Annotated in this window: 21 protein-coding genes; 5 read left to right on the top strand and 16 right to left on the bottom strand. The window is 54.8% G+C overall.

Going from position 1 to position 23,518, the window contains the following annotated elements; all coding sequences use genetic code 11:
* Nucleotides 1-176 precede the first annotated feature (176 nt).
* Nucleotides 177-506 (top strand): hypothetical protein, encoded by a 330-nt coding sequence (locus RDQ42_RS03720; protein ID WP_054331841.1) that lies wholly within the window; start codon nt 177-179, stop codon nt 504-506.
* Between the two features lie 214 nt (nt 507-720).
* Here RDQ42_RS03720 and RDQ42_RS03715 read toward each other — a convergent pair whose 3' ends face one another.
* Nucleotides 721-1,629, bottom strand: coding sequence for a LysR family transcriptional regulator (locus RDQ42_RS03715; protein ID WP_054331842.1), 909 nt, complete (start codon nt 1,627-1,629; stop codon nt 721-723).
* Nucleotides 1,630-1,898: 269 nt separating this feature from the next.
* On the opposite strand from RDQ42_RS03715, the gene RDQ42_RS03710 reads away from it, so the two are divergent.
* Nucleotides 1,899-3,146, top strand: a complete 1,248-nt coding sequence (locus RDQ42_RS03710; RefSeq protein WP_269215243.1) for a cation:proton antiporter — start codon at nt 1,899-1,901, stop codon at nt 3,144-3,146.
* 51 nt (nt 3,147-3,197) lie between these two features.
* Here the strand turns inward: RDQ42_RS03710 and RDQ42_RS03705 are convergent, their stop codons facing one another.
* From RDQ42_RS03705 to brnQ, 3 genes are all read right to left on the bottom strand, one after another.
* Nucleotides 3,198-3,866, bottom strand: a complete 669-nt coding sequence (locus RDQ42_RS03705) for a rhomboid family intramembrane serine protease (protein ID WP_231357953.1) — start codon at nt 3,864-3,866, stop codon at nt 3,198-3,200.
* A gap of 197 nt (nt 3,867-4,063) precedes the next feature.
* Nucleotides 4,064-4,315 (bottom strand): kinase to dihydroxyacetone kinase, encoded by a 252-nt coding sequence (locus tag RDQ42_RS03700; protein ID WP_054331843.1) that lies wholly within the window; start codon nt 4,313-4,315, stop codon nt 4,064-4,066.
* A gap of 82 nt (nt 4,316-4,397) precedes the next feature.
* Nucleotides 4,398-5,711 (bottom strand): branched-chain amino acid transport system II carrier protein, encoded by a 1,314-nt coding sequence (gene brnQ, locus RDQ42_RS03695; protein ID WP_071427535.1) that lies wholly within the window; start codon nt 5,709-5,711, stop codon nt 4,398-4,400.
* A gap of 234 nt (nt 5,712-5,945) precedes the next feature.
* On the opposite strand from brnQ, the gene RDQ42_RS03690 reads away from it, so the two are divergent.
* Nucleotides 5,946-6,623 carry a hypothetical protein gene (locus RDQ42_RS03690; protein ID WP_143117178.1) on the top strand — a complete coding sequence of 226 codons (678 nt, stop codon included), beginning with the start codon at nt 5,946-5,948 and terminating at the stop codon, nt 6,621-6,623.
* A gap of 254 nt (nt 6,624-6,877) precedes the next feature.
* On the opposite strand, the gene RDQ42_RS03685 is transcribed toward RDQ42_RS03690, so the two are convergent.
* Nucleotides 6,878-8,665, bottom strand: coding sequence for a Na/Pi cotransporter family protein (locus RDQ42_RS03685; RefSeq protein ID WP_071427533.1), 1,788 nt, complete (start codon nt 8,663-8,665; stop codon nt 6,878-6,880).
* Nucleotides 8,666-8,962: 297 nt separating this feature from the next.
* Nucleotides 8,963-9,925 (bottom strand): polysaccharide deacetylase family protein, encoded by a 963-nt coding sequence (locus RDQ42_RS03680; RefSeq protein WP_231357947.1) that lies wholly within the window; start codon nt 9,923-9,925, stop codon nt 8,963-8,965.
* Nucleotides 9,926-10,194: 269 nt separating this feature from the next.
* On the opposite strand from RDQ42_RS03680, the gene eno reads away from it, so the two are divergent.
* A complete protein-coding gene (gene eno / locus RDQ42_RS03675; protein WP_231357946.1) occupies nt 10,195-11,496 on the top strand; it encodes a phosphopyruvate hydratase in 1,302 nt (433 codons plus the stop codon).
* Nucleotides 11,497-11,580: 84 nt separating this feature from the next.
* Here eno and RDQ42_RS03670 read toward each other — a convergent pair whose 3' ends face one another.
* The 9 genes from RDQ42_RS03670 to RDQ42_RS03630 all read right to left on the bottom strand — a co-directional run bounded on the left by RDQ42_RS03670 (nt 11,581) and on the right by RDQ42_RS03630 (nt 20,997).
* A complete protein-coding gene (locus RDQ42_RS03670) occupies nt 11,581-13,911 on the bottom strand; it encodes a hypothetical protein (RefSeq protein ID WP_231357945.1) in 2,331 nt (776 codons plus the stop codon).
* A gap of 426 nt (nt 13,912-14,337) precedes the next feature.
* Nucleotides 14,338-15,378: a G5 domain-containing protein gene (locus RDQ42_RS03665; protein WP_308588311.1), complete on the bottom strand. Its 1,041-nt coding sequence runs from the start codon at nt 15,376-15,378 to the stop codon at nt 14,338-14,340.
* Between the two features lie 644 nt (nt 15,379-16,022).
* Nucleotides 16,023-16,421 (bottom strand): 30S ribosomal protein S9, encoded by a 399-nt coding sequence (gene rpsI / locus RDQ42_RS03660; protein WP_054331849.1) that lies wholly within the window; start codon nt 16,419-16,421, stop codon nt 16,023-16,025.
* 20 nt (nt 16,422-16,441) lie between these two features.
* Nucleotides 16,442-16,870, bottom strand: a complete 429-nt coding sequence (gene rplM, locus RDQ42_RS03655; protein WP_054331850.1) for a 50S ribosomal protein L13 — start codon at nt 16,868-16,870, stop codon at nt 16,442-16,444.
* Nucleotides 16,871-17,273: 403 nt separating this feature from the next.
* Nucleotides 17,274-17,540 carry an AbrB/MazE/SpoVT family DNA-binding domain-containing protein gene (locus RDQ42_RS03650; RefSeq protein WP_054331851.1) on the bottom strand — a complete coding sequence of 89 codons (267 nt, stop codon included), beginning with the start codon at nt 17,538-17,540 and terminating at the stop codon, nt 17,274-17,276.
* A 102-nt stretch (nt 17,541-17,642) separates the two neighbouring features.
* Nucleotides 17,643-17,921: an AbrB/MazE/SpoVT family DNA-binding domain-containing protein gene (locus tag RDQ42_RS03645; protein WP_054331852.1), complete on the bottom strand. Its 279-nt coding sequence runs from the start codon at nt 17,919-17,921 to the stop codon at nt 17,643-17,645.
* Nucleotides 17,922-18,197: 276 nt separating this feature from the next.
* On the bottom strand, nt 18,198-18,662 hold the full coding sequence (locus RDQ42_RS03640) for a small multi-drug export protein (RefSeq protein ID WP_054331853.1): 465 nt from the start codon (nt 18,660-18,662) through the stop codon (nt 18,198-18,200).
* A 41-nt stretch (nt 18,663-18,703) separates the two neighbouring features.
* A complete protein-coding gene (locus RDQ42_RS03635; protein ID WP_231357943.1) occupies nt 18,704-20,107 on the bottom strand; it encodes a polysaccharide biosynthesis C-terminal domain-containing protein in 1,404 nt (467 codons plus the stop codon).
* A gap of 212 nt (nt 20,108-20,319) precedes the next feature.
* Nucleotides 20,320-20,997, bottom strand: coding sequence for a transcriptional regulator (locus tag RDQ42_RS03630; protein WP_054331855.1), 678 nt, complete (start codon nt 20,995-20,997; stop codon nt 20,320-20,322).
* A gap of 679 nt (nt 20,998-21,676) precedes the next feature.
* Between RDQ42_RS03630 and RDQ42_RS03625 the strand changes: the two genes are divergently transcribed.
* Nucleotides 21,677-22,057, top strand: coding sequence for a RidA family protein (locus RDQ42_RS03625; RefSeq protein ID WP_054331856.1), 381 nt, complete (start codon nt 21,677-21,679; stop codon nt 22,055-22,057).
* Nucleotides 22,058-22,454: 397 nt separating this feature from the next.
* Here RDQ42_RS03625 and RDQ42_RS03620 read toward each other — a convergent pair whose 3' ends face one another.
* The gene (locus tag RDQ42_RS03620; RefSeq protein ID WP_054331857.1) at nt 22,455-23,315 is read right to left on the bottom strand and encodes a YitT family protein; all 861 of its coding nucleotides are present in this window, start codon (nt 23,313-23,315) and stop codon (nt 22,455-22,457) included.
* Nucleotides 23,316-23,518: the final 203 nt, after the last annotated feature.

Here is a 23,518-nt window from a genome sequence, read left to right as displayed (position 1 = left end):
CTTGCTTTGTCAAACGACTTTGGGTATTATATTCTTAATTTTCTGTGTCCAACAATAGTTCCCAAGGGATTTTTCCGAAAATTGCCCCCAGCGGGCGGAAAGATTTGCCCTGCTGCCCATATTTTGCCCCATTTTTGGGCATGCTACACCGTAGAATTGACGGGAGGGATTTTGACATGGAGCAGCAATGCCCAAAGATAGAAGCGGCCCTCCAGCACCTTCTGGCCACAGTCCGGCCCAAGCTGGTCTACCTGTACAAGCACCGGATCTCCGACCAGGGGGAGACGGTGGGGTTCAAGTTCTGCGTGGTGACACAAGTCGCCGACCCGGTGGAGCTGGAGCGGCGGCTGTACTTGGCTGTAGATTGTCCAGTTACCTTTGGCCTTTTAGTCTACACCCCTGAGGAGTGGGACGTTCTCTGCCGCTGCCCTGGCAGCTTTGCCCATGAGATTTTAGACCGGGGCGAACTGCTTTTCCAGCAGGAGGGCGCTGGAGCCCCGCTATAGCCATCCCTTGGTGCCGGCCTTTTGAAGAGGGGCGTCCGGCGTGAACATCAAAGGGGGAGCGGCGCATGGCATCTGCCATGCGCCGCTCCTTTTCTTTTACCACTTATCAAAAAAGCAAGACCGCACAATCTTTCCCCTCTGTGGGTCACAGTGCTTCTTTCAAAAGGGGCGCTCCTTCTACACGGCCTTCCAGCCCTGCGGGCGGGAGCCCCGCTCAATCGGTGGCACTGGCGGGCCAGGAAAGCCGCGAATACAGTTTGCACAGCTCCTCCAACAGCTCCAGATGGGAAAAGTCCTTTTGATAGACCATGACGATGTCCCGGGTCATCCGGGCGTTCTCGATGGGCACCACAGCCAGGCGGCCCTGGGCCTCCTCCTGGCGGCAGGCGCTGCGTGCGATGATAGAGACCCCCATATTGAGGGCCACCAGATCCTTGATCATGGCCACATTGTCCACCTCCATGATCACATGGAAGTTTTTGATGTTCTCCGACTGGTTGTACAGGTAGTTGTCAAACAGCTGCCGGGTGCCAGCCGAGCTGGAGCGCAGGATCATATTCTCCTCTTTGAGCTCCTGCAGGGAGACGCTCTGCCGTTTGGCAAAGGGGTGTTTGGGGGAGGCGATGACACAGAGGAAATCGGTGTCCAGCAGCACCGACTGGAACTCGTCATCGGGCAAAACCCCCTCCACAACCGCCATATCCAGCTCGAAGGAGCGGAGCCTATTATAAAGATTTTTTATAGAATCGGTATAAATATTTATTTGTGTGCCCGGGTGTTCAGCGCAGTAGGCGGCGATGACCTGGGGCATGATATTCTCACCGGCGGTGCGGGTCATGCCGATGGAGAGGTGGGTCAGCTGCCGCCTGGAATCGTCGATCACCTGGCGGGCGGTGTTGTATAAAGCCATAATCCGCCGAGCATACTTCACCAAAATCTCCCCTTCAGGGGTGATTTTAAGCTCTTTTTTATCCGGATAAAAAATTTTTATTGAAAACTCCTTTTCCAGCTGGCGGATGTGGTTGCTCACCGCCGGCTGGGTCAGGTGGAGTTCTTCCGCCGCACGGGTATAGCTTCCCACATTGACCAGGGTCAACAGGGTGCGGATTTTGGTATCAATCATAGGAATTACTCCTTTTAAGGAAGGATTATAAATTTAATTTATAAAAACCCAATCAATTATTATTTGATATTAGCACAGTTGACCGTTATAATCAACAGTAAATCAAGATCGTGCAAACAAAAAACCGTTAAAACTGCTATCTAGGTTTGTTTTTTCCTATACAGGGAGGCTCGTTTTTTTGCCTCCTTCCTCCCCCCGTGACCGAGGAATCGCCCGATCTTCTACAAGGCCAGAACACCTCAAACACCATCGAAAGGAGCCCCGACATCATGTTCCATCTGTCGTCCATTACCAACGCGTCCGCCCAAGTCATTCTTGGCCTGTCGATCATTCTATTCGCCGGGTTTGTCATCACCCGGATCACCAAAAAACTGCGCCTGCCCAACGTCACCGGCTACATCCTGTCCGGCGTGCTGATCGGGCCCTACGTATTGGACCTGATCCCCGGCGAGATTGTAGAGCACATGGAGTTTGTCACCGATGTGGCCCTCGCCTTCATCGCCTTTGGAGTGGGGCGGTATTTCAAACTGTCCACCCTGCGCACCAGCGGGAGCAAAATCGTCATCCTCACCCTGTTTGAATCGTTGGCTGCCGCCGTGCTGGTCACCGCCTCCATGGCTTTGATTTTCCACCTGCCCATGCCCTTCTGCCTCTTGCTGGGGGCCATCGGGTCGGCCACTGCACCCGCGTCCACCATCATGACCATCCGCCAGTACCAAGCCAAAGGGGAGTTTGTAAACACCATCCTCCAGGTGGTGGCCTTGGATGACGCTGTGGCCCTCATCGCCTTCAGTGTCTGCGCCGCCGTGGTCAGCGCCATGGAGGACAGTTCCAAAGCCTTGGATTTTGGCGTAGTGATTCTGCCGGTCATCCTCAACGCGGTCACCGTTATCGCCGGCGGGGCCTTAGGCTATGTCCTGCACCGTCTGATCGACAACGAGCGCCGTTCCTCTGACCACCGGCTGATCCTCACCACTGCGATCCTCTTGTTCATCACCGGCTTTTGCACCTGCTTTGACATTTCGCCCCTGCTCTCCTGCATGGCCCTGGGCGCTGTTTACACCAACGTCAGCGACAACGACCGGGTATTCACCCAGGTAAACAGCTTCACCCCGCCCATCCTTCTCATGTTCTTCGTCCTGTCGGGCATGCGTCTCAACCTGCCCTCCCTGGCGACAGCCGGGGTCATCGGCATATTTTACTTCTTCATCCGCATCCTGGGCAAATACACCGGCACTTACGCCGGGGCGCGGATCTGCGGTTACTCTGCCAACATCCGCAATTACCTGGGCTTGGCACTGATCCCCCAGGCCGGCGTCTCCATCGGCTTGGCGGTGCTGGGGCAGCGGCTCCTCTCCCCCGAGACCGGCCTTATGCTCTCCACCATCATCCTCTCTTCCGGTGTGCTGTATGAAATGGTTGGCCCGGCTTGTGCCAAGGCTTCCCTTTTCCTCTCCCACTCCATTGAAAAAGAGGATGCCCACCCTGTCCAGCAGGAGGGAGCTGCCCACAACTGAACCACACAAAAAGGCCGGGCGCTTTGAGGCGCCCGGCCTTTTTTCACCGAGTTACCAGCCCCGGCGGTCATCGTTCATCTGCCGGCGAAAATTATCCCGGACCGCCTTGAACTTCCGCCGCTCCCGCTCCCGGCGCAGGTAATCCGGCCCAAAGAACAGGAAGAAGTTGATCAGGGAGGCCACTGCGGCTGCCCGCATGGACCAGCTCCCAAACAGGAGCCCTATGGCAAAGTAGCCCAAATCCAGATAAGCCAGATACTTGACCTTCATGGGGATGACAAAGAAGAGCAGAACCTCCTCCTCGGGGAAGAGGGCGGCAAAGGCGAGGAACAGCGACATGTTCAGGTAATTGTTGGTGGCATAGCCGGTGATCATCGCCGCCACGATGGTCCCCAGCACTCCACACAGGTAGTAGACGTTAAACCGGAAGGATCCCCAATGGCTCTCCAGAGCACTGCCGATAAAGTAATAGAAGTACAGCATCAGCAGCACGGTGAGGATGGAGGAGGAGGGCGGCAGGAACACAAAGGTGATCAGCCGCCAGACCTGCCCCCGCAACACCAAGGAGGGCACCAGGGACAGCCATTGGTTGACCGGGAACAGCCCCAATACATTTTGAAAAAGGTAGAGCACCAGCATGGTGCTGGTGATATAGAGCATCAGATCCGGAATTTTGTAGCGGCCATATCTCCGCTCCAGCCGGTCCAGCCAGTTGTTCAAGGAAAACGCCTCCGTTCATCGAGTTGGGCAGCTGCCCATAGAGTGATTGTGTTCCATAGTATACCCCAAATTTTGGGTTTTCACAATCCAAAGCACCAATTGTTTTAAGATTGTTCACGACCGCTGCGCCTGTCAGGGGATGCAAAAATCCCCCGGGGAATGCCCCCTGGGGGATCTTACGGCCTAGCGGGAGGGCATCAGCCCTGGAGGCCGTTTTCCTGCCGCTCCATATTTTCTACCACCACATCGTGGATGTCCCCCAGCGAGGCGCCATACTCCAGCACCTTCCAGGGGGCGTTGGTGTGGAAGTGGATTTTGATCAGCGTTTCATCCCCCACCACCAAAAGGCAGTCACCGGGGATATTGGCCACAATATAATCGTGGATAGCGTCCTCCGAAAGGGCTTCCCCCTCGATGAGGAGCTGGGTGTCAAACTTGTATTCCAGCATAGGTACTCTCCTTTTCATACATCGTTTTGGGGAGAGTATGCCCCGCAGCCCGGCGGGGCAACCATCCCCAGCAAAATTCCAGCTACCCCTCCTGTTTGGCGGGGATCAAAAGGCCTAACAGGCAGCCCGCTATGGCCGGCAGAATCCATCCCACCCCCAAATCATAGAAGGGGAGCATCTTCGCCAAGGCGGTGATGGGTCCCAGGGTGATTTTTAAGCTTTCTAGGCCGCTGATCCCCCCCACTGCCAGCGCAAAGCCCATCCCGCACAGATAGACCGGCTTGCGCCCGCCAAAGGCGTCGTGAAAGTAGGAGAGGACAATCATCACCACCACAGCGGGATACAAGGTCACCAGCACCGGAAGGGTGTAATAGATCATGGTGGAGAGGCCGACATTGGATACAGCGAAGCTAAACAGGTTGACCGCTACCACCACCTGGCGGTAGGTGAACCGTGGGAATGCCTTGTGGAAATACTCGGCGAAGGAAGTGGTCAGGCCGATGGAAGTGGTCAGGCAGGCGAACAGCACCGCCAGGCCCAAAATCATCTGCCCATAGGGGCCAAACAGCTGCCGGGCGCCCATGGTGAGCAGCTGACCCCCGTTCTCAAAGAGGGGAAGGCTGGAGCAGCTGGCCCCGATGTACCCCAGCGCCACATAGACCAGCGCCAATGCGGCGGAAGCGATAAGCCCCACCCAGAAGGTATTTTTCTGCAACAGCTTTTTGTCGGTGATGCCGTACCCCTTCATGGAGTTGATGACAATCCCCGCGAAGATCAGCGAGGCAAAGCCGTCCAGCGCCAAATACCCCTCCACCAGGCCCTTGAAAAAGGGGATTTCGGCATAGGGCCCTGTGGTGGGGACAATGGCCCCCAGGGGGTGGAGGATGGACGCCACCGTCAACGCCCCAATGGCCAACAGAAGGATGGGGGTGAGCACCTTGCCCACAATGTCCACTACCTTGGAGGGGTTGAGGGACAAAAAGATGGAACACCCAAAAAACGCCAGGGTAAACAGGAGGGAGCCCATTCCCGGAGAAACGGGGAGGGCGCCCAAAAAGGGGAGCATCGCCAGCTCAAAGGAGACTGCACCGGTCCGGGGCATGGCGAACAACGGCCCCAGCATCAGGTAGATGAGCAGGGAAAACCCGACGGAAAACCGGGGCCCGATCCGGCCGGCCAAATCCTCCAAGGTGGAGCCGACCCGCACCACCGCCATGATCCCCAATAGGGAGATCCCCACGTCGGTGGCCACAAATCCCATGATCCCCCACAGGTATTTGTCCCCGGCCTGCTGGCCCAGCGCCGGGGGGAAGATCATGTTTCCAGCGCCAAAAAAGATGGCGAACAACATAAATGAAAGGGAAATCATCTGGGAAGCCGTCAATTTTTCTTTCATACTGCACCTCATCCCACGGGAGAAGCCCCTGTGGGGATTCCTCCAAAATGGCCCCTCGTAAAAACCGGGGCTCTTTCTCTCTCGCCCCGATGCTTTCATAAACTAAAGCAAGTATAACACAGTCCCAGCCAATTGGGTAGTGGCAATTTTCATAAAATCATCACACTCCCTTCCCCCATCCAACAGGGGAGGGGGGTATTCTGTGGACAGCAACCAAAAAGGAGGAATCCAGAGTTGAGACGATTGCCCGCTCTTCTGTTGGCCGGTCTGCTGCTGTGCAGCCTGCCCACCTATGCCGCATTGGGGGACGATATGCTCCCCACGGTGCAGCGAACCACCTCCCACCGGTATTTGATCCGCGGGGAGTACGACCGGGAGGAAACGCTGGACACCGCCGTCATCTCCGCCGAACGGGTGGAGCTGGAAAACAAAGCCATCACCGGTGACCTGACCATCGACTCCATGGTGGGAGAAGGCCCTGTGGATCTGAAAAACGTCTCCATCGGCGGCACCCTATACATCTACGGCGGAGGGGAAATCACCTTAAACGGGGTGACGGCCGCCCAAATGGTGGTGGACTCCCCAGACACGGAGGTGGAGCTGACTATCCGGGGAAAAAGCGAAATTGCATTGGCCCAGGTGAAAACCGACCTCTCCATCACTGAAAATATGCTCTCCTCCGGGTACGGCGGCCTCAAGGCATTGGAAGTCCCTGCGGACACCACCTGCACCCTCCTTCCACTGACTTTTACCCATTGCCGCTTGGATTCCATGACCGTCCATTCCCCCACAGAGATTTCCGGCACTGGAAGCTGTAAAATCACCCAGCTGACCGCGAACCGCACCACCTCCCTCTCCGGGGTGGAGGTAGTGGAATCCACTGGCAGCGTCACCGGAAATGATGACAACTAAATTTGCTAGACTACTTCTTCGCGATAAATCTCCATCACATTCTCACAGGCAGAACACCCCCGCTGTTGAGCGGGGGTGTTCTGCTTTCTCGATCCAATGGCATAAAGGTTTGCGGATTATAGGGAGTTAGCGCCAGATGTTTGCGCCTTCTGTCCCCCCGGCGGGGAATCCACTGGAAGGCGGGCCCCTTTTCCCCCTGGGGTGCAAAATGGCCCCTTTGGCATCTCTGCCAAAGGGGCCTTGGCTCAATTGGATTAGTCTTCCGCAAGGGCAATGCGGTCGTAGTATTTTTTCTCATAGGCAGAAAAGTGTTCGGCGTAGTGTTCGGTTTCCCCTTTGTGTATCATCCGCAGGTACTCGTGGCGGTCGAAATCACCGTCTTTCTCGCCCTCATGGCTGATGATGTAGGTCCCCACATTGGAACAGTGGTCGGCAATCCGCTCCAGGCAGGAGAGGGCCTCTACAAAGGGGAAAGCGGCGTCGGGGGTGCATTTGCCTTGACGCAGCCGCTCAATGTGCCGGTCTTTCAGGGTCTCCTCCATCAGGTCGATGACCTCCTCCAAGGGCTCAATGTTGGTGGCCACCTGGACGTCCTCCGACTCAAAGGCGCTGACTGAAATGTCCAAAATCTCATATACCGCCTGACCGATGGTATCCATCTCCGCTTGGGCGGCCTTGGAGAATTTGGAGCCCCGCTGATACATGGTTTCAGCCGCTTCCATCACATTGACCGAATAGTCGCCCACCCGCTCGTATTCGCTGACTACGTGGAGCAGCTCGGAAACCGCGCGGCTGTCCTTCTCGCTCAGCTCCTGGGCGGAAACCATCAACAGATAGGCGCTCAGGCGGTCCTCCATCCGGTCCAGCATATCCTCCACTTCATTGATCCGCTCCACCTTTTTGGAGTCGTAGTGGCGCATTAGGCCCATGGCGGAGACAAAATTCTCCTTGGCCAAAAAGCCCATCTTTACAATGATCTTCCTCCCTTGCTGGATGGCCAGGCCGGGGGACCGCATAAAGCGTTCGTCCAGCTCGAGGGCGACGTCGTCGCTGTCCATATCCTCGGGGGAGTCCTTGACAATGGCGCAGGCCAATTTCTCCAACTGTTTCGTGAAGGGCAAAAAGAGAAGGGTAACCACCACATTAAACAATGTGTGGAAGTTGGCGATGCCCCCCTTGTCGATGGGGTCAAGCCAGAAGGGGAAGCCGATCAGCGCCTGAATGGTGTAGGTGCCAATCAAAAACACTATTGTGCCGATGACGTTGAAGGAGAGGTGAACCACCGCAGTCCGCTTGGCGTTTTTAGAAGCGCCGATGCTGGCGATCAGCGGAGTGACGCAGGTGCCGATGTTCTGGCCCATAATGATGGGAAAAGCGGAGGCATAGGTGATCATACCGGTGGAACTCAGCGCCTGCAGAATGCCCACCGAGGCCGAAGAGGACTGGATGATGCCTGTCACTACTGCGCCCACCAGCACGCCTAAAATGGGGTTCTGGAACTTAGCAAAGAGGGCGGTAAACTCCGGCACGTCTTTGAGGGGGGCCACTGCGGCCTCCATGGCGAAGAGGCCGGTGAACAGGATGCTGAAGCCCAGCATCACCTGGCCGATCTCCTTATGGCTGCTTTTGCGGGCAGTCATATACAAAATAATGCCGATGACCGCAACCAGCGGGGCTAAGGTGGTAGGTTTCAACATCTGAAGCAGGAACCCGCCGCCGGAAAGGTCCGCCAAGCGCAGGATGTGGGCGGTGATGGTGGTGCCGATGTTGGCCCCCATGATGACCCCAATGGCTTGGCGCAGGCCCAAAATCCGGGAGTTGACCAGGCCCACCACAATGACAGTGGTGGCGGATGAACTCTGTACAGCAGCGGTCACTACCGCGCCGAACAGGACGCTTTTGAGGACGCTGTTGGTCAATTTTTCCAGTGTTTTTTCTAGGCGGCCGCCACTGGTCCTCTCCAGACCGGAACCCAGCACGCTCATGCCGTACAAAAAGAGGGCCAACCCGCCCAACAGACTGATGACGCCAAAAATATCCATCGTGTTCCTCCGTTACCGGTTGTATTTGCGCCGCTCCCCTTTGACCCTCTGGCCAAAACAGCGCAGGCTTTTCCCATTGTTCGACCCCATTATAGCATTGGGCGGTGCCTTTTGTATGTAAAAGGAAGGTAAAGTACCTGTAAGCTTTTCTATGGATTTCTTTAAAAAAACCGGCTCTACCACCGCAAAATCCGCGGTTTTTCCCCAGTGGGAGCAAAAATCGGAGGGCACAGTGTCAGTGTACCCCCCGTTTGGTGGAAAATTATTTGTGTATTATTTCCCAGGTGACATTTCCGTTTATTTGCTGCTGGACTCCTCAGCTGGGGAATCCTGAACGGTGTAATCCACGTCGTAGTCGGCTATGGTATACCCCTCGGCCCGGATGTAGTCAATCAGCCGGGGCAGAATTTCCGCATTGTCCTTGGATACGGCGTGAAGCAGCATAATCTCACCGAAGTGGAGGTTCTCGGTCACCTTCTGGAAGGCGGCCTCAGCGCCCATCTGCTTGTCCACCTCCCAATCCCGGTAGGCGAAGCTCCAGAACACCGTTTTGTAACCCATGGACTGCAGGAGGGCCAAATCCTTTTCACAGAATTCCCCCATAGGGAAGCGGAAAAGGGTCATCTCGTAGTTAAAATTCTCCTTCATGTAGTCGTGGAGCCGCAGCACATCCGCACGGGCATCCTCCAAGGAGAGGTCGGGGTAGGAAAGGTGCTTGTCGCTGTGGTTGCCTACTATATGTCCTTCGTCGATCATCCGCTGCACCAGTGCGGTGTTTTGTTTGACATAGGGCAGGGTGACAAAGAAGACCGCGTGGGCGTCCTTCTCTTTGAGGGCGTCCAAAATCTTTTCGGTATAGCCGTTTTCATACCCTTCGTCAAAGGTTAAGTAGATGTTTTGGCTGTCCGGCGCAATGTAGTGGGCATTGTACTTGCCGTATTTTTCCTGGTACTGGATGGCGCCATAGGGCCGCCCCCGCTCATCTTTGTTGGTGCCGGGCCCCCAGCCCAGCTTGGTGCCGTCCAGAGTACCGATTTGCTCCAAATCGGTACTCATGGCGGACTCGGCTTCGCTGCTGCCCTCCGGCTCCATAGGCAGGGAGGAAGAGGAGGACTCTTCATCCATAGAACTGCTGGGCTCCGGGACCGAAGAGCTCATCGGCAGGGAGGAAGAACTGCTTCCATCCCCATCGCGGGAACTACAGGCGGTGACGGACAATACAAGCGCTACGGCCAAAGCCAAGGTTGCAAAACGTTTCATAAAACTATCCTCCGTTATTCAATCACCGGAATTCGGTGGATTTCCACTGCTTTCAGCATACTCCAAATCCGGTGGAAAATCGAGGTGGAATTGTAAATTTTGCTCCAATCCCTCGCTTTCCCCTCTAGTATGTGCCAAAAAAGGCAGTCCATCACTGCATCTTTTTGACAATCGGCGAAATTTGATGCCGGCCGCAAATCCCGCCGGATTTGGGATAGAATAACGGGGAAGTTTGCATGTTTACCAAGTCACATAGGAGGAATTGAAATATGGGATATTTGCAGCAGATCGCATCGGTGCACGCCCGGCAGATCATTGACAGCCGGGGCAACCCCACAGTGGAATGCGCTGTCACCTTGGAGGATGGCTCTGCGGGCCTGGCCTCGGTGCCCTCGGGGGCGTCCACCGGCAGCCGGGAGGCAGTGGAACTGCGGGACCATGTGGACAAGCTTTGGAAGGGCAAGGGGGTGATGACCGCCGTCCTGGGGGTCAACCGGGAAATTGCCCACGGCCTGGTGGGGATGGACGCATCCAACATCCCCGCCATCGACCACGCCATGCGGGTGCTGGACGCCACTGCGGACAAAAGGAACCTGGGGGCCAACGCCATCCTGGCAGTCTCCCTGGCCGCAAGCCGGGCCATGGCTGCCTCCACCGGCCTATCTCTGTACCAATTTTTGGGCGGTTGTGATAAGCGCACCCTGCCGGTTCCCCTGCTCAACATCATCAACGGCGGGCTGCACGCCTCCAACAACCTGGACATCCAGGAATTCATGATTGTCCCGGTGGGCGCCCCCAGTTACCGGGACGCCCTGCGCTGGAGCTGCGAGGTCTACCACACCCTGGGGGACCTGCTGCGCAGCCGGGGCAAATCCACTGCCGTAGGGGATGAGGGCGGGTTCGCCCCCGACCTTGCCAGCAACGAGGAGGCCATCCAGTGGATTTTGGAGGCCATCAGCCTTTGCGGCTACCAGCCTGGCAAGCAGTTCATGATCGCCTTGGATGCCGCGGCCTCCGGCTGGAAAACCGCCGAAGGGTACACTTTGCCCAAGCAGGGCCGTTCCCTTTCCTGCGAAGAGCTGATCAGCTATTGGGACGACCTCTCCCGCCGCTACCCCGTCGTGTCCATCGAAGATCCCTTGGGGGAGGAGGACTGGCCCTCCTGGCAGGAGCTGACCCGCCGCATCGGCGACCGGGTTCAGCTGGTGGGGGATGATCTGTTCGTCACCAACCCAGGGCGCATCCGCCAAGGTATCCAGAAGAAGGCGGCAAATGCCGCGCTGATCAAGCCCAACCAAATCGGCACCTTGACCGAGACATTGGAGGCGGTCTCCATCGCCCAGAACGCCGGATACCGGGCGGTGATCTCCCACCGTTCCGGAGAGACGGAGGACAGCTTTATCGCCGATTTGGCGGTGGCGACAGCCACTGGGCAGATCAAAGCGGGCGCCCCCTGCCGAAGCGACCGCACCGCCAAATACAACCGGCTTTTGCGGATCGAGGAGCACCTGGGCCGCCGTGCCCGCTACGCCGGGCGGGAGGCATTCGCCTGCCTGGCACAGCAGCAGTAAACTTATGGGATAACAAACCACCCCGGAGGCATGCCTCCGGGGTGGTTTGCGATTCATCCTATATTCAACCGGTTCACCCATCGGCTATTCTTCACTGGAAGAAGAACCCTGCGAAGAAGGAACCTCTTCCGGTGAAGTTGAGCTGGCAGTATCCACCACCCACTCTGCCGGCAAGGTGTACCAGGGAGAATTGTGGGATCCGGCTGCATCGGTCAATGTCAGCCGCCATGTTTTGCCACCCAAATCCAGGGCGGTATTGTCCCATTTGAGCTCTACAAAACTTTCACTTAAAGAATTAAACGTATAAAGGCCAGGGGCATCCGCCTTATCTTCGGTGACTGTCAATTGGGCAGGGGTATTCATCCCACTCCAAACAGCTTTGATACACTTAGCAACAGAATCATACCCAAATTTCAGCCGTAAATCCCATGTTTGGGTGGAAATTGGGTCGCTGTCCAAGTTCAGGTCTCCATCCCCTTTGGAGATCACCGAAATACTAAAGGCATCCACCCCATTCAGCACAGACAGTGGAATATTGCAGGTCGCACTGCCGGCTGCGATGGTATACGTTGGGCTCAAGGGCGAGCCACCGCTTACAACAGTCACCTGATAGCTGGCAATCCCTGTAATATCACTGGGCGGGGTAATGGTCAACTGGGCATCTTTCTTAGCGTCAATATTCCCATCGGCATCCAAGGGAATGGCTGATAGCTTGACATCAATGGGGGCGTTAACCTTAACAGGCTGCGGCACCTTCCAATCGGGGAGGATGTAGCGTGGCGATTGATAGCTTCCATACACCAGCTGCACATAGGCGCTGGGGGTAAGGGGTTTGGCAACGCCATCGCTGCTGGCAACCACCGCGGAACCATCCTCTAAAACAGCCAGCTCATAGCTTGTTTTTGAGCCGTCGCTGCGGTGCTGGTTCACCGTCAACGTCCCGCTGCCAGCCAGCTGGCCTTTGTGGGCGGTGATCTTTTGGGTACCGCCGTCATAAGACAGCCGCAAAGCCACCTGATAGGTGGCGCTTGTGCCCGGTGCAGAGTCGGTGCGGTTCTGAGCGCTGTCGCCTTTGGCCACCACCTGGTAAGCAATGGTATTTTGTGGATTGATTTCGTTGGAGGTAAACACCGCGCTCCGATCCCCGACGCCAAGTGTTTTTGCCTTATCGGTCAGCAGGGAGCCATCCACAATAGGAGTAACCACATAACCGGTCACTCCCGTTGTATTGGACATGGAGAAAGAAAAGGCCCAGCTTTCTACCTCCGCGCTGTTGTCGTTCTTCAATTTTGCCTCTGGCACACTGGCAGAAGGCATCGCCACCGGTGTTTTCACCGGTGTGGGGGTGCTGCTGGAGCTGGAGGAACTGGAACTGCTAGGCTTATGGCTTCCGCCACCTCCCCCTTCATCGGGTTCTGGTGTGCCGATAGGATAGCCTCCCAGTTTGGGTTCTTCATAGTCCCCTTTTACCTGGATTTTCTTGGGTTTCACCGAGTAGGAAACCCGGTCCGCCTTCACCTGCATAGTGCCGATCTGGCCTTTGCCGGTAAAGTGGACGTTTGCCGCCGCCACAGCCGTCCCCACCTTGGTGTTGCTGGACAGGTTGATGTTGGCGGGGCTATAAACTGCAATCTCGGTCAGCACGGCATTTTTGATGGAGACTTCGTACCAAATCTGGGTGGACTCCATCAAAGTCACCCGCATAAAGCCCTCCGCGTCATCCGCCAACCTTTTTTCTTCCAGGGTGGCATGGGCTTTGAGGACTGTATTGTTGATTTTGGTATTGCCTGTCGCCGTGATGTGGAACCCATCGGAACTGCGCTGCACCGTCATATTGGGGGCGACCACATCTTTCAGTTCGATCTCCCCGCCGCCGTAGACATAGAGTTTCCCTTCTACGATCACATTTTCCAGCTTGACGGTCCCGCTTTTGCCCACTCCGCTTTGGATGGTCAAATCCCCTTTGACCGTCTTGTTTTTGACGGTGACGCCGCTGGCGCCGATGGAGAGGGATTTGCAGATCTGGGAATCGTCATAGGTGCCCTTGGAGTTGTAGGTCAGCTTGTTCTGCACCGTCTGTGCTGGGGCTTGGCTGGAACTGCTGGGGGCGGAGGATGGGGGCGTGGGATAAGTGGGCCGGCTCACCGGCGTGGTGCTCCCTCCGCTCACCGGCCGGGAGGAACTGACGGTAGAGGACGAGGAGGATTCTTCCTCTTCCTCCGGGTCGCTTTCCTCCGGTTCACTGGAGGAACTCTCCTCCTGGCTGCTGGTCGGCAGGTTCCCCGACACAGGCTGGTCGCCATTGTTCTGGGCAAACATCATGCCGATCACCGCCACCAACAAGATGATGGTGATAACCAGCAAGGTGATAATCACCATGAGCAAACTGTTTTTGTTTTTATCCATCTCACTCATATTGTTCCCTCCTTCACAGGGATTCTGAGGTTCCCCGTCCCTCCCACGGAACCGGTTTCCCCCCATTGTTGCGTGCGGTGTGCCGCATCCAGGCCGCGATTCCCTGGACCGGGGCCGACGCCCTCATAGCGGGGGCCGCATGGCGGGCAAAGAAAATTCCCGCCATGACGGCAACACCTCTGCCTGTCAAGATGATCTCTCTGAAATCATTGTAACATAAACCCAGGATAGTTTCCAATTTTGGGGCGCTGTTGCCCCTCGATTTGGAAGCTCTGTCATAGATTAAGTGTTGCTCCTGGCAAAGTTTACTGCACTGCGGGATTGTTTCCTCCACCTCCAAATTCTCCCAGAAATCCGCCTCTAACTGCAAACAAAAACAGGATGGAGAAGCTGCTCCATCCTGTTCCTTTTCTCAGGGATTTCCCCTTAATCCAAAATATAAATATTGACGATGCGGTGGCTGCTCAGGCAGCTCTCGGTATAGGTGTCATAGAACAAGTCCACATCGATGACATCCTGCATAAGGCCGGTTCCTGTGTCCGCCGCAATGGCATACCCATAGACAAAGCTGCCGTCTGGGCTGGCGATGTACATTTTGGTGCCATAGGGAATCTCATTGGGGTTGGTGGCCACATATCCGGGGGAAAGCCGCATGCCACTGGCCCCCCAGGCACCCCGCTTGGCACTGTAGCCGGTGGCCCGCTGGCCGGTGAGAACCGTGCGGTAATTGGTGGGCGCGCCGTTTGCCCCCACGGTGCCAAACTGCAAGGGAGATATTGGGGAATTGTCCCCCACTAGGATCTCTTCGGTGACTGGGCGCTTGGTGATATTCTCCCCCACAAGCTCCCGCTCTTGAGGCACCCCATCGATGGACATATCAATATAGGTGGTGACCTTATGGCCGTTCTCCCCCCGGGTCAGCACCCGGGTGCGCCCGTTGGGGATCAGGCTGGTGCTTTTGGTGATGGTTTCATAGGGGATGTCGCTCTCCTCGGTGACAGTGGTGTATTCTACCCGCTGGATGACGATCCGGTCCCCTTCCTCCACCGGTTTGCCCGGCCGGTAGTTGATGAGGTCATCCGAATCGATGGAAAGACCCACCTGATCCATGGCATCGCCCACTGTGCCACCGGTGACCATCACCGTTTGGGTGGAACCGTCCGCGGTGATCTCCACTGGGAAAGCTCGGGTGATGCTGATTTCCCCCACCCGGCCGTGGAACCCGTCAAAGTCGACAATATCACAGGCCATGGTGGCGATGCCGTTCTCTTCAAGGATATCATCGGCGTCCTGGCGGATGGTAAATTTCAAAATGGTTTCCTCTCCATCGCGGATATACACTGCGCGGGTGAGGACGGTGAGCTGAATCACGGTCAGCGCCAGCGATAGGGTCAGAAGAACTGCTGCAAAAGTTCTGCTTTTCAGCTTGCGCAGCAGCACGATCACCCAATTGGCAACCTTATCCATACACTTCTCCTTCATGGTAAATCAAATTCTTGCAAGGCTTGGGACAAGCCCGCCAGTCTTATTTTTACCAGATTAGTTGCCATTATATGCAGTGGTCTATCCGCTGTCAAGTTTTTAGGTCGACGAAAAGAGGCTTTCTCATGCCCTTTTTTCGGGTTTTTCCGGGTGAATTTCCACCACCTGACAAATTATCGCCGGAAAAATCCGTTGTCTTTCTGTGGAAAATGAACAAAATTTTAAGAAGTTTCTGTATCTGTTTATTTTAAACAGTTTTACTATTTAATATCCTTTCTGTTTTATTGTAAACACATAAATAGTTTGTGAAATTTTCCATGCATTTCCTTTGCAGCAAAAATTCATTTTCACCAGTTCCATGAATTGTCGTTCCCCTTATGTCCTCCACTTTTTGAGTAAACAGCGTCCGTTTTCGGCATATCCGTGGGAAAAAACAACACCTTTCCCTCTTTTTGGCCCCACTTTTCCACCTTCCGCATTTGGAAGCCTCCCATTGTGCCACCCGCCGGGAGATGCCTTTTTGTTGTGAAAATACCCAAAAGGCCCTTTTTCCCCACAGGGGGGACAGGGGATATATGCAAAAAGTCCGCCCCATTGCTGGAGCGGACTGATTGGCAGGAAGGATAAAACTATCTCTTGGAGAACTGAGGAGCGCGACGTGCGGCTTTGAGGCCGTATTTCTTTCTCTCCTTCATTCTGGGGTCACGGGTCAGGAAGCCGGCTTTTTTCAGGATGGGGCGGTTGTTCTCATCCTGCTGCAGCAGAGCTCTGGCAAGACCGTGACGGATGGCACCAGCCTGGCCGGTAACGCCGCCGCCTGCAACGGTGCAGATGACATCAAAGCGGCCAGTGGCTTCAATCAGCTCCAGGGGCTGGCGGACGATGAGCTTCAAAGTCTCCAGGCCAAAGTAATTGTCAATATCGCGGCCATTGATGGTGATCGCGCCGGTGCCGGGGTAAACACGGACACGGGCAACGGAATTCTTTCTTCTACCAGTTCCGTAGAAATAAGGTTTGGAATCGTACATCAAATTTGTCCTCCTTCCGGTTACAGGGTCCAGGCCTCAGGTTTCTGAGCCTGCTGGTTGTGGGTGGCGTCTCTGTAGATTTTGCATCTGGTCAGAGCTTTGCGGCCGATGGTGGTGTCAGGCAGCATGCCTTTGACAGCCAGCATCATGGCTTTTTCGGGGTTCTCAGCCATCAGTTTGGAGTATTTGACCTCCTTCAGGCCGCCAACCCAACCGGAATGATGACGGTACACCTTCTGCTCTAGTTTTTTACCGGTCAGAACCGCTTTGCTGGCGTTGAGGATGATCACATGGTCACCGCAGTCAACGTGAGGGGCAAAGGTGGTTTTGTGTTTGCCGCGCAGGATCATGGCAGCAGTCGCTGCGGTGTGGCCAAGCGGCTTATCAGCTGCGTCGAGAATATACCATTTACGGCTAATCTCTTGTGCCTTAGGCATAAAAGTGGACATAGTCTTACCTCCTAATTCTTTTGATCACATATCGAAACCATGCCCTTGCGGCATCCTAAGCCGCAGGGCCAGGAAGGCATGGGATGGATGCTCCACACTTGCTTTTGCCAGGGAAATTCCCGCAAAAAAGCGCAGCATGGCTTAGATCAGCAAGATTTATTATAGTAAACGGGACGGGTTCTGTCAATAGGTTTTTCCCAATTTTTTAATTTAATGCCGCCGATCTTCCAATTTCTCTTGATTTTGGCCCCAATCTCTTTAGTTCTCCTGCGTCATTTCACTTTTTTGCCGCCTGCCGCCGGAGAATTCTTTCTCGATTTGGCTATTCTGTCTAATAAGAGCAGACGGCAAAAAGCCCCGGTCCCATGGGACCGGGGCTTTTTCGCTTTCCCTTGGCGATGGGTTAGAAATCCATACCAGTGGTCATGAGACGGCCGTCTTTGATCTTGGCCATGCACTTGTCACAGACACAGTACAGCGGGGGCACCAAGTTTTCGGTGGAGCCGCACAGCACGCAGTGGTCGATGTGCTTCTCAATGACAATGTGGCCAGACCGCTCGACGACGCTCACGTTGTCGCCGGCTTTCAAGCCCAATTTGTCCATAACCTCTTTTGGCACTTCCAAAACGCCGTTTTCGTTGACCTTTGCCATCCTGCTCAATTCGCTCATGACAGTTCCTCCATTCAGCTGCCTGTGGGAACCATGTGCCTAAGCCTTTTGTCCTGCTGCGGTTCCCTGTACTCGATGGGTTTTTCCCTTACAGTCCAGTTGCTAAAAGATATCAATCCGGTTGGCACCGCTGGTCAGCGCACTGCCGCTCTTAATCTTGGCAGCACATTCCTCGCAGACGCAGTACAGCGGCGGCAACAGGTTTTCGGTGGAACCACACAAAATGCAGTGGTCGATGTGTTTTTCAATGACGATGTGGCCAGACCGCTCGACAATGCTCACCTTGTCGCCGACTTTCAAGCCCAATTTATCCATGGCTTCTTTGGGAACCTCTAAAATGCCGTTTTCATTGACTTTAGCCATCATGTTCAATTCGCTCATTACAGTTCCTCCATTCAGTTGCCAGTAGAGCCTCCACAAAATCGGATCTATGCCGCAGAACCCACTCCATGGCGGCCCGTTCATTCCATACGCCTACTATCCCTTTGGGGATAGCCCAAGCGGAAACCCCTTTAGGAGGCGGCCCTCCCTTGGATTACCCTTTTAGTATACCTTGGTAAACTTATGGCCGCAAGTAGTTTTTTCCACAAACTTTTGGCTATTTCAAGCCGTTTTTTAGAATTTCGCACTTTGTGTGAATGGAGTGTCACAAATCGGTTAACCCCCGATTCCCAAAAGGCCTAGAATCCCCCAGGAGCCGATGCCCATGAGGATGCCGCTGGTCATCACTCCAAGGGCGATGACCAAAAACGCCTTCCACAGCCGCATCTGGAGCAGGGTGGCGATGAGGGAACCGGTCCAGGCGCCAGTGCCCGGCATGGGAACGGCCACAAATAAGTAGAGGCCCAGGTATTCATAGTTGCCCAGTTTATCAATCTTACTCTGGCCGATGTCAATAATCTTTTGGAAGTACTTGCCGATCTTTGGCTGTTTGGCCAGGAAGAACAGCACCCGCCGGGCAAAGAGGATCAGCACCGGCACCGGCAGGATGTTGCCCAGCACACAAACCAGGTAGTTGAGCCAAAAGGGTATGCCCCAGGCGGCGCCCAGGGGGATGGCCCCCCGCAGTTCTACCACCGGGACCATGGAGAGGACAAACAGGAAGAGGAGATGCTTCAGCATACAGGTGCTCCTTATAAACAGAATTGGTTTTGCATCGTTTTCTACAGGCGGATTCCCACCATCCGCAGGGCTTGGAAGAGAAGGCGGCCGATGGATTTTAAGTTGACCAGGCAGAGCAGCAGCACAATGCCAATCTGGATCGGGTAGAGGAACTTGACCTCATAGAGGAGGCAGAGGGCCTGTGCGGCCACCCCCAGGGTGTTGAGGGCCATGCGGCCCAGCCCCAGGTCCAGCCGGACGATCCTCCGGGTGTCCACCGCACGCAGCACAAACACAGTGAAGTAGCAGGCAAAGGTGGCGAAGGCCGCCCCATTGACCCCATATTTAGGGATCAAAAAGTAGTTGAGCACCAGGTTGAGCCCAGCGCCCACGCAGGTGGTGACCAGGGCCATGGCGTTCTTTTTGGCGACCATGTAAAAAGTGCCCAAAAAGGTGACAAAGCAGGAGAAGATGACCGACAGCACCAAAAAGGGGACATACTTCCAGGAGGGGTAAAACGCCTCCGACACCAGGATGGCGGTGATGGGCTTGATGAGCAGCAAAACCCCCGAAGCACACATGAAAACCACCGTCTGATAGCTGGAAAAGATGTCGGAGTAAAACCGGGACTGACCCGGGTCATCTGCCTCGGTGACGGCGGAGATCTGCCACGCCTGGGAGAAGATGCCCGAGATCATGGTGATCACCGTGGGGATTTTGTAAGCCACCGAGAAAAGGCCGTTGGCGCTCTCCCCTAAGAAGTAGGTGACCATGTACCGGCCGGAGACGTTGGTGATCCACCAAAAGATGGTGGTGGGGATCAAGGGCAGGGAGTAGACCAGCATCGCCTTGGCAATGGCGGGGGAGACCTGCCGGGGCTTGACGAACTTTTTCAGATTGGCAATCCAGAAGAGGAACAGCACCGACAGCACATTGGAGAGGACGGTGGACAGCACATAGCCGTTGATTCCCCATTTAAAGACCACCAGCAGCAGGATGTTGAACACCACGGTGGTGAAGGTGGAGAGGATGCCGTCGAAGGCGTAGAGCTTCACATAGCCGATGGCCCGCACAAACTGGGACACCACCGATTTGAGGCAGCCCGCCAGCACATAGGCATAGATCAGCATGGTATAGCTGGAGATGAACTCCACCCGCTTCATCAAAGGGATAAACAGGCCAAAGACAAGAAACCCCGCCAGGCACACCCCCAGCCCGGTGGAGAGGACGTCGCTCTTGCGGACCGACCGGTCCAAACCGAAGCGGATGATCCCCTCGTTGATGCTGACCATCACAATGGGGATCAGCAGGTTGGAGGTGTTGACAATAATGTCCATCACCCCATAGTCCGAGGTGGTCAGCACCCGGGTGTACAACGGCATCAGCAAAAACACCAGCAGCTTGGAACTGAAGCTGCCGATGGCAAAAATGACGGTATTCCCTATCAGCTTTTTGTATTTGTTCATCGGTTCACCTTTCCGCTCCCATCGAAAAGGGAGGGATGCCGCCCTCCCCCAAGATGTCTTTGCCAGCCTGTCCCCAGGCTATGGGAACATTATAGCCCAATTCCCATGGCGTGTAAATTCAGTATGGGAAAAAAAGGGGAAAATATCCCTTTTTGTCACCCAATTCGCACATTAGACAACAAAAAGGAGAGGGCAGAGCCCTCTCCCTCCAATCAGTTCCCTGATTCGTTCTGCTTGTTGATCTTGCCCAGATACCGGTAGATGCTGGCCGCAGAACAGTGGAGCCGGGTGGCCACCTCGTTGACCGCACCTTTTAATAAGAAGATGCCCCGCTCCTCCAGCTGTTTGACGATGGCCATCTTCTCCTCCTGGGTCAACCGTTCGGGCGGGATGCCATCCTTCAAATACCGTTTGAGGACAGTGTCGGTGACCTCGGAAATGGAATCGGAGAAATTCTCCACCTCGCCCGCCGGGTGGAGGTGGTTGTCCTCCAGGAAGATCTCCCCATCCAGGCCGCAGAGCTTCAGGATGTCTTGGGAGGCTTTTTGATAGCGGCTGGGGTCAAAGTTGATACACAGCATGCCGATGAGCCTTCCCCCATCGTCTTTGATAAACATGGTGGAGGCCCGCAACGTCCGCTCGTCCTTAGAGCGGCCGGTGTAGTTGCACAGGAAGTCCTGGTCCTGGTAGGTTTTGTCGGCGATAAACCGAAGGGCTTTGTCTGTTAGGGGCGCGCCCACATTCCGCCCGCTGATTCGGCCATTGGCGATAGCTGCCACCGACTGGTCCTTTCCGTTGATGTCATGCAGGACAATTTCATAGTCTGGGCCCAGCGCCGCGCCTAGGAATTTGACCAGCGCGGTGTATTGGGCAAGCTTGACTTTATTCATCTTCAAAACCTCCCCTAGGTGTTTTCATTTTGCTGGGAGAATACCGGTGTTCTCACACACACAAGGATTCCCCGGAGCCACACGGGCAAGGTCGAATGGCAGGAGCCTCTCTCCCTTGAGCATGGCACAGACAGCCCTCCTGTGTAGGCAGGGCTTGCAGGCAGACCAAATGGCGACAAAACTATTTCCCCGGACTACAAATGGCCCGCGATTCCAACAGAATTTGCTATCCAATTGCACAAGTTTTGACCGTAAGGCGATAAAAATTATCCTTGGGGGAGATACCTCCCTAGAACTGCGGGTACGCCTTTCCATAAAAGGGGCAAATGCGCAGGAAACCGGGCGTTCCTGCACTTTGTAAAGCGATGGCCCATTTTGTGACTATTTTTTATTATGTTCCTAGTATTTTTACATCATTATACTATCTTTTCCCCCATACTGTAAAGCTCCATCCGCATTTTTCACCACATGATATACAATAATTTTTTATTATTTTGCCCCTGATTTGTTACATTATTTTCCAATTAGTGGCTTTTTCTATTGACAGCCTGTACCAAATTTGGTACTCTTGAATTAACGGAAATGTTTTCCGTCCATAGACAAGCAACCGACCGGCCTTTGGGCAGGCCGGTGGTTTTAGTACGGCCAAATGGCTAATTTAAGAAAAGGAAGATGCATCATGAAAAAAGTAGTTTCTACCCCCAACGCACCCGCTGCAGTTGGCGCCTATTCCCAGGCAATCCGCGTAGGCGGCCTGCTGTTCATCTCCGGCCAGATCCCCCTGGTTCCTTCCACCGGCGCCATTGTGGAAGGTGACGTTTGCGCCCAGGCCAGACAGTCCTTGGAGAACCTGAAAGCCATCCTGGCTTCTGAGGGCTACACCATGGACGATGCGGTTAAAACCACCGTCCTGCTGGAAGACATCAACGACTTTGCCGCTGTCAATGACGTCTATGCCGAGTACTTTGTGAAGGACTGCCCTGCCAGAGCTTGCTTTGCTGTCGACAAACTGCCCAAAGGCGCCAAGGTTGAAATTGAGCTGATTGCCTACAAAGACTAATTATTGCCATAATTATAAAACCGGCGGGGAACCCTTCCCGCCGGTTTTTTCTTTTTCAAAGTGACTTTATCGGGAAACCCGATTTTCCCGCTCCATCCAATTGAAAAAAACAATTGGATTTTCCCCTCGACGTTTGGTATCGTAAGGGAAGTGCAGGGGGAGTCCCCCAGCACTTCCCGTTGTAAGACAGAGTTTACTCGTTCCATACCAGCAAAAGAGACGCCTGCAGGCGTCTCTTTTGCTATTTTCTGGCATTTCCTTCTTGCTTGAGCTGTCTTTACACTGGCCTTCCTGGGAATGGCGGCGCCTTACAAAAAGGGGGCCTTGCCGGGGCAACGCCAATGAAAAACGGCGCGGCTTCGACCGCGCCGTCCTAGATCGGAAGATTGTTTCGCCCTTAGATGCTGCCGCGGAACCCTTTGCCCACGATCTCGCTGCTGTTGGTGATGAGGATAAACGCCTTGGGGTCCACTTCCCGGGCATATTTTTGCAGCTGGGATGCCTGGCGGCGGTACAGGGCGGTGAGGACGATGGTCCGGTCCTCATGGGTGTAGTAACCCTCGCCTTTATAGATGGTGGCACCCCGGTGCAGCTCCCCGACGATGTAGTCGCAGATAGCTTGGGGCTCGGTGGTGATGATGGTAAAGTATTTGTTGCGGTTCATATTCTCCATAATGGCATCCACTGCAATGGACTTGGCGGATAGGCCGAGGATGGAGAGGAGCCCTGTCTTGGGCCCAAATACAAAAAAGGCGGCCAAGGTGATGAGGATATCGCTGGCCAGCAGGCACTGGCCAATGTCCATGTGGGTGTATTTGCGGACGATCATCGCCACAATGTCGGTGCCGCCGGTAGAAGCGTCGATGCGGAACAGGATCGCCGAACCGATGGCGGGCAGCATCACCGCGAAGATCAATTCCAAAAGGGGTTCATCGGTCATGGGGCCGTCCATGGGGAATATGCGCTCCAACACCCACACCCCGGCGGAAAGGACGGTACTGGTGTAGGCAGTTTTAATGCCGAAGCCCTTTCCCAGCATCAGGTAGCCCACCACCAAGAGGGCCATGTTGATGCCGAACACCAGGGATCCAGGGGAAATCCCTGGAAGGAAAGGGGCGACCACCACCGACAGGCCGCTGACGCCGCCGATGGAAAAGTTATTGGGAAATTTGAAGAAATACACACCGATGATGACGGGGAGAATCCCAAGATTCAAAAGCAGGAATTCCCGAAACTTGGAGCTGTTTTGCTGGCTCATACAATCCCTCTTTATAAACTATTTTAAAATACCCTTGGATGGCCCATCTAAAATAGCACAGCCCCTCGGGGATTGCAACAGGGATTGCAACAAAAATTTTCAGAATCAGGCTTTTGTTCAACATTCGTAAAATTTCAATTATCAATTTAGATATTCTGCTGTTTATTCTGCTAAAACATGAATTTCTTTCTTCATTTTAGAGG

This window comes from uncultured Merdimmobilis sp. (assembly GCF_902471145.1).
GTDB lineage: Bacteria > Bacillota > Clostridia > Oscillospirales > Ruminococcaceae > Merdimmobilis > Merdimmobilis hominis.
Note: the sequence above shows the minus strand (reverse complement) of the source record. Positions and strands in the feature narration are given on the sequence as shown.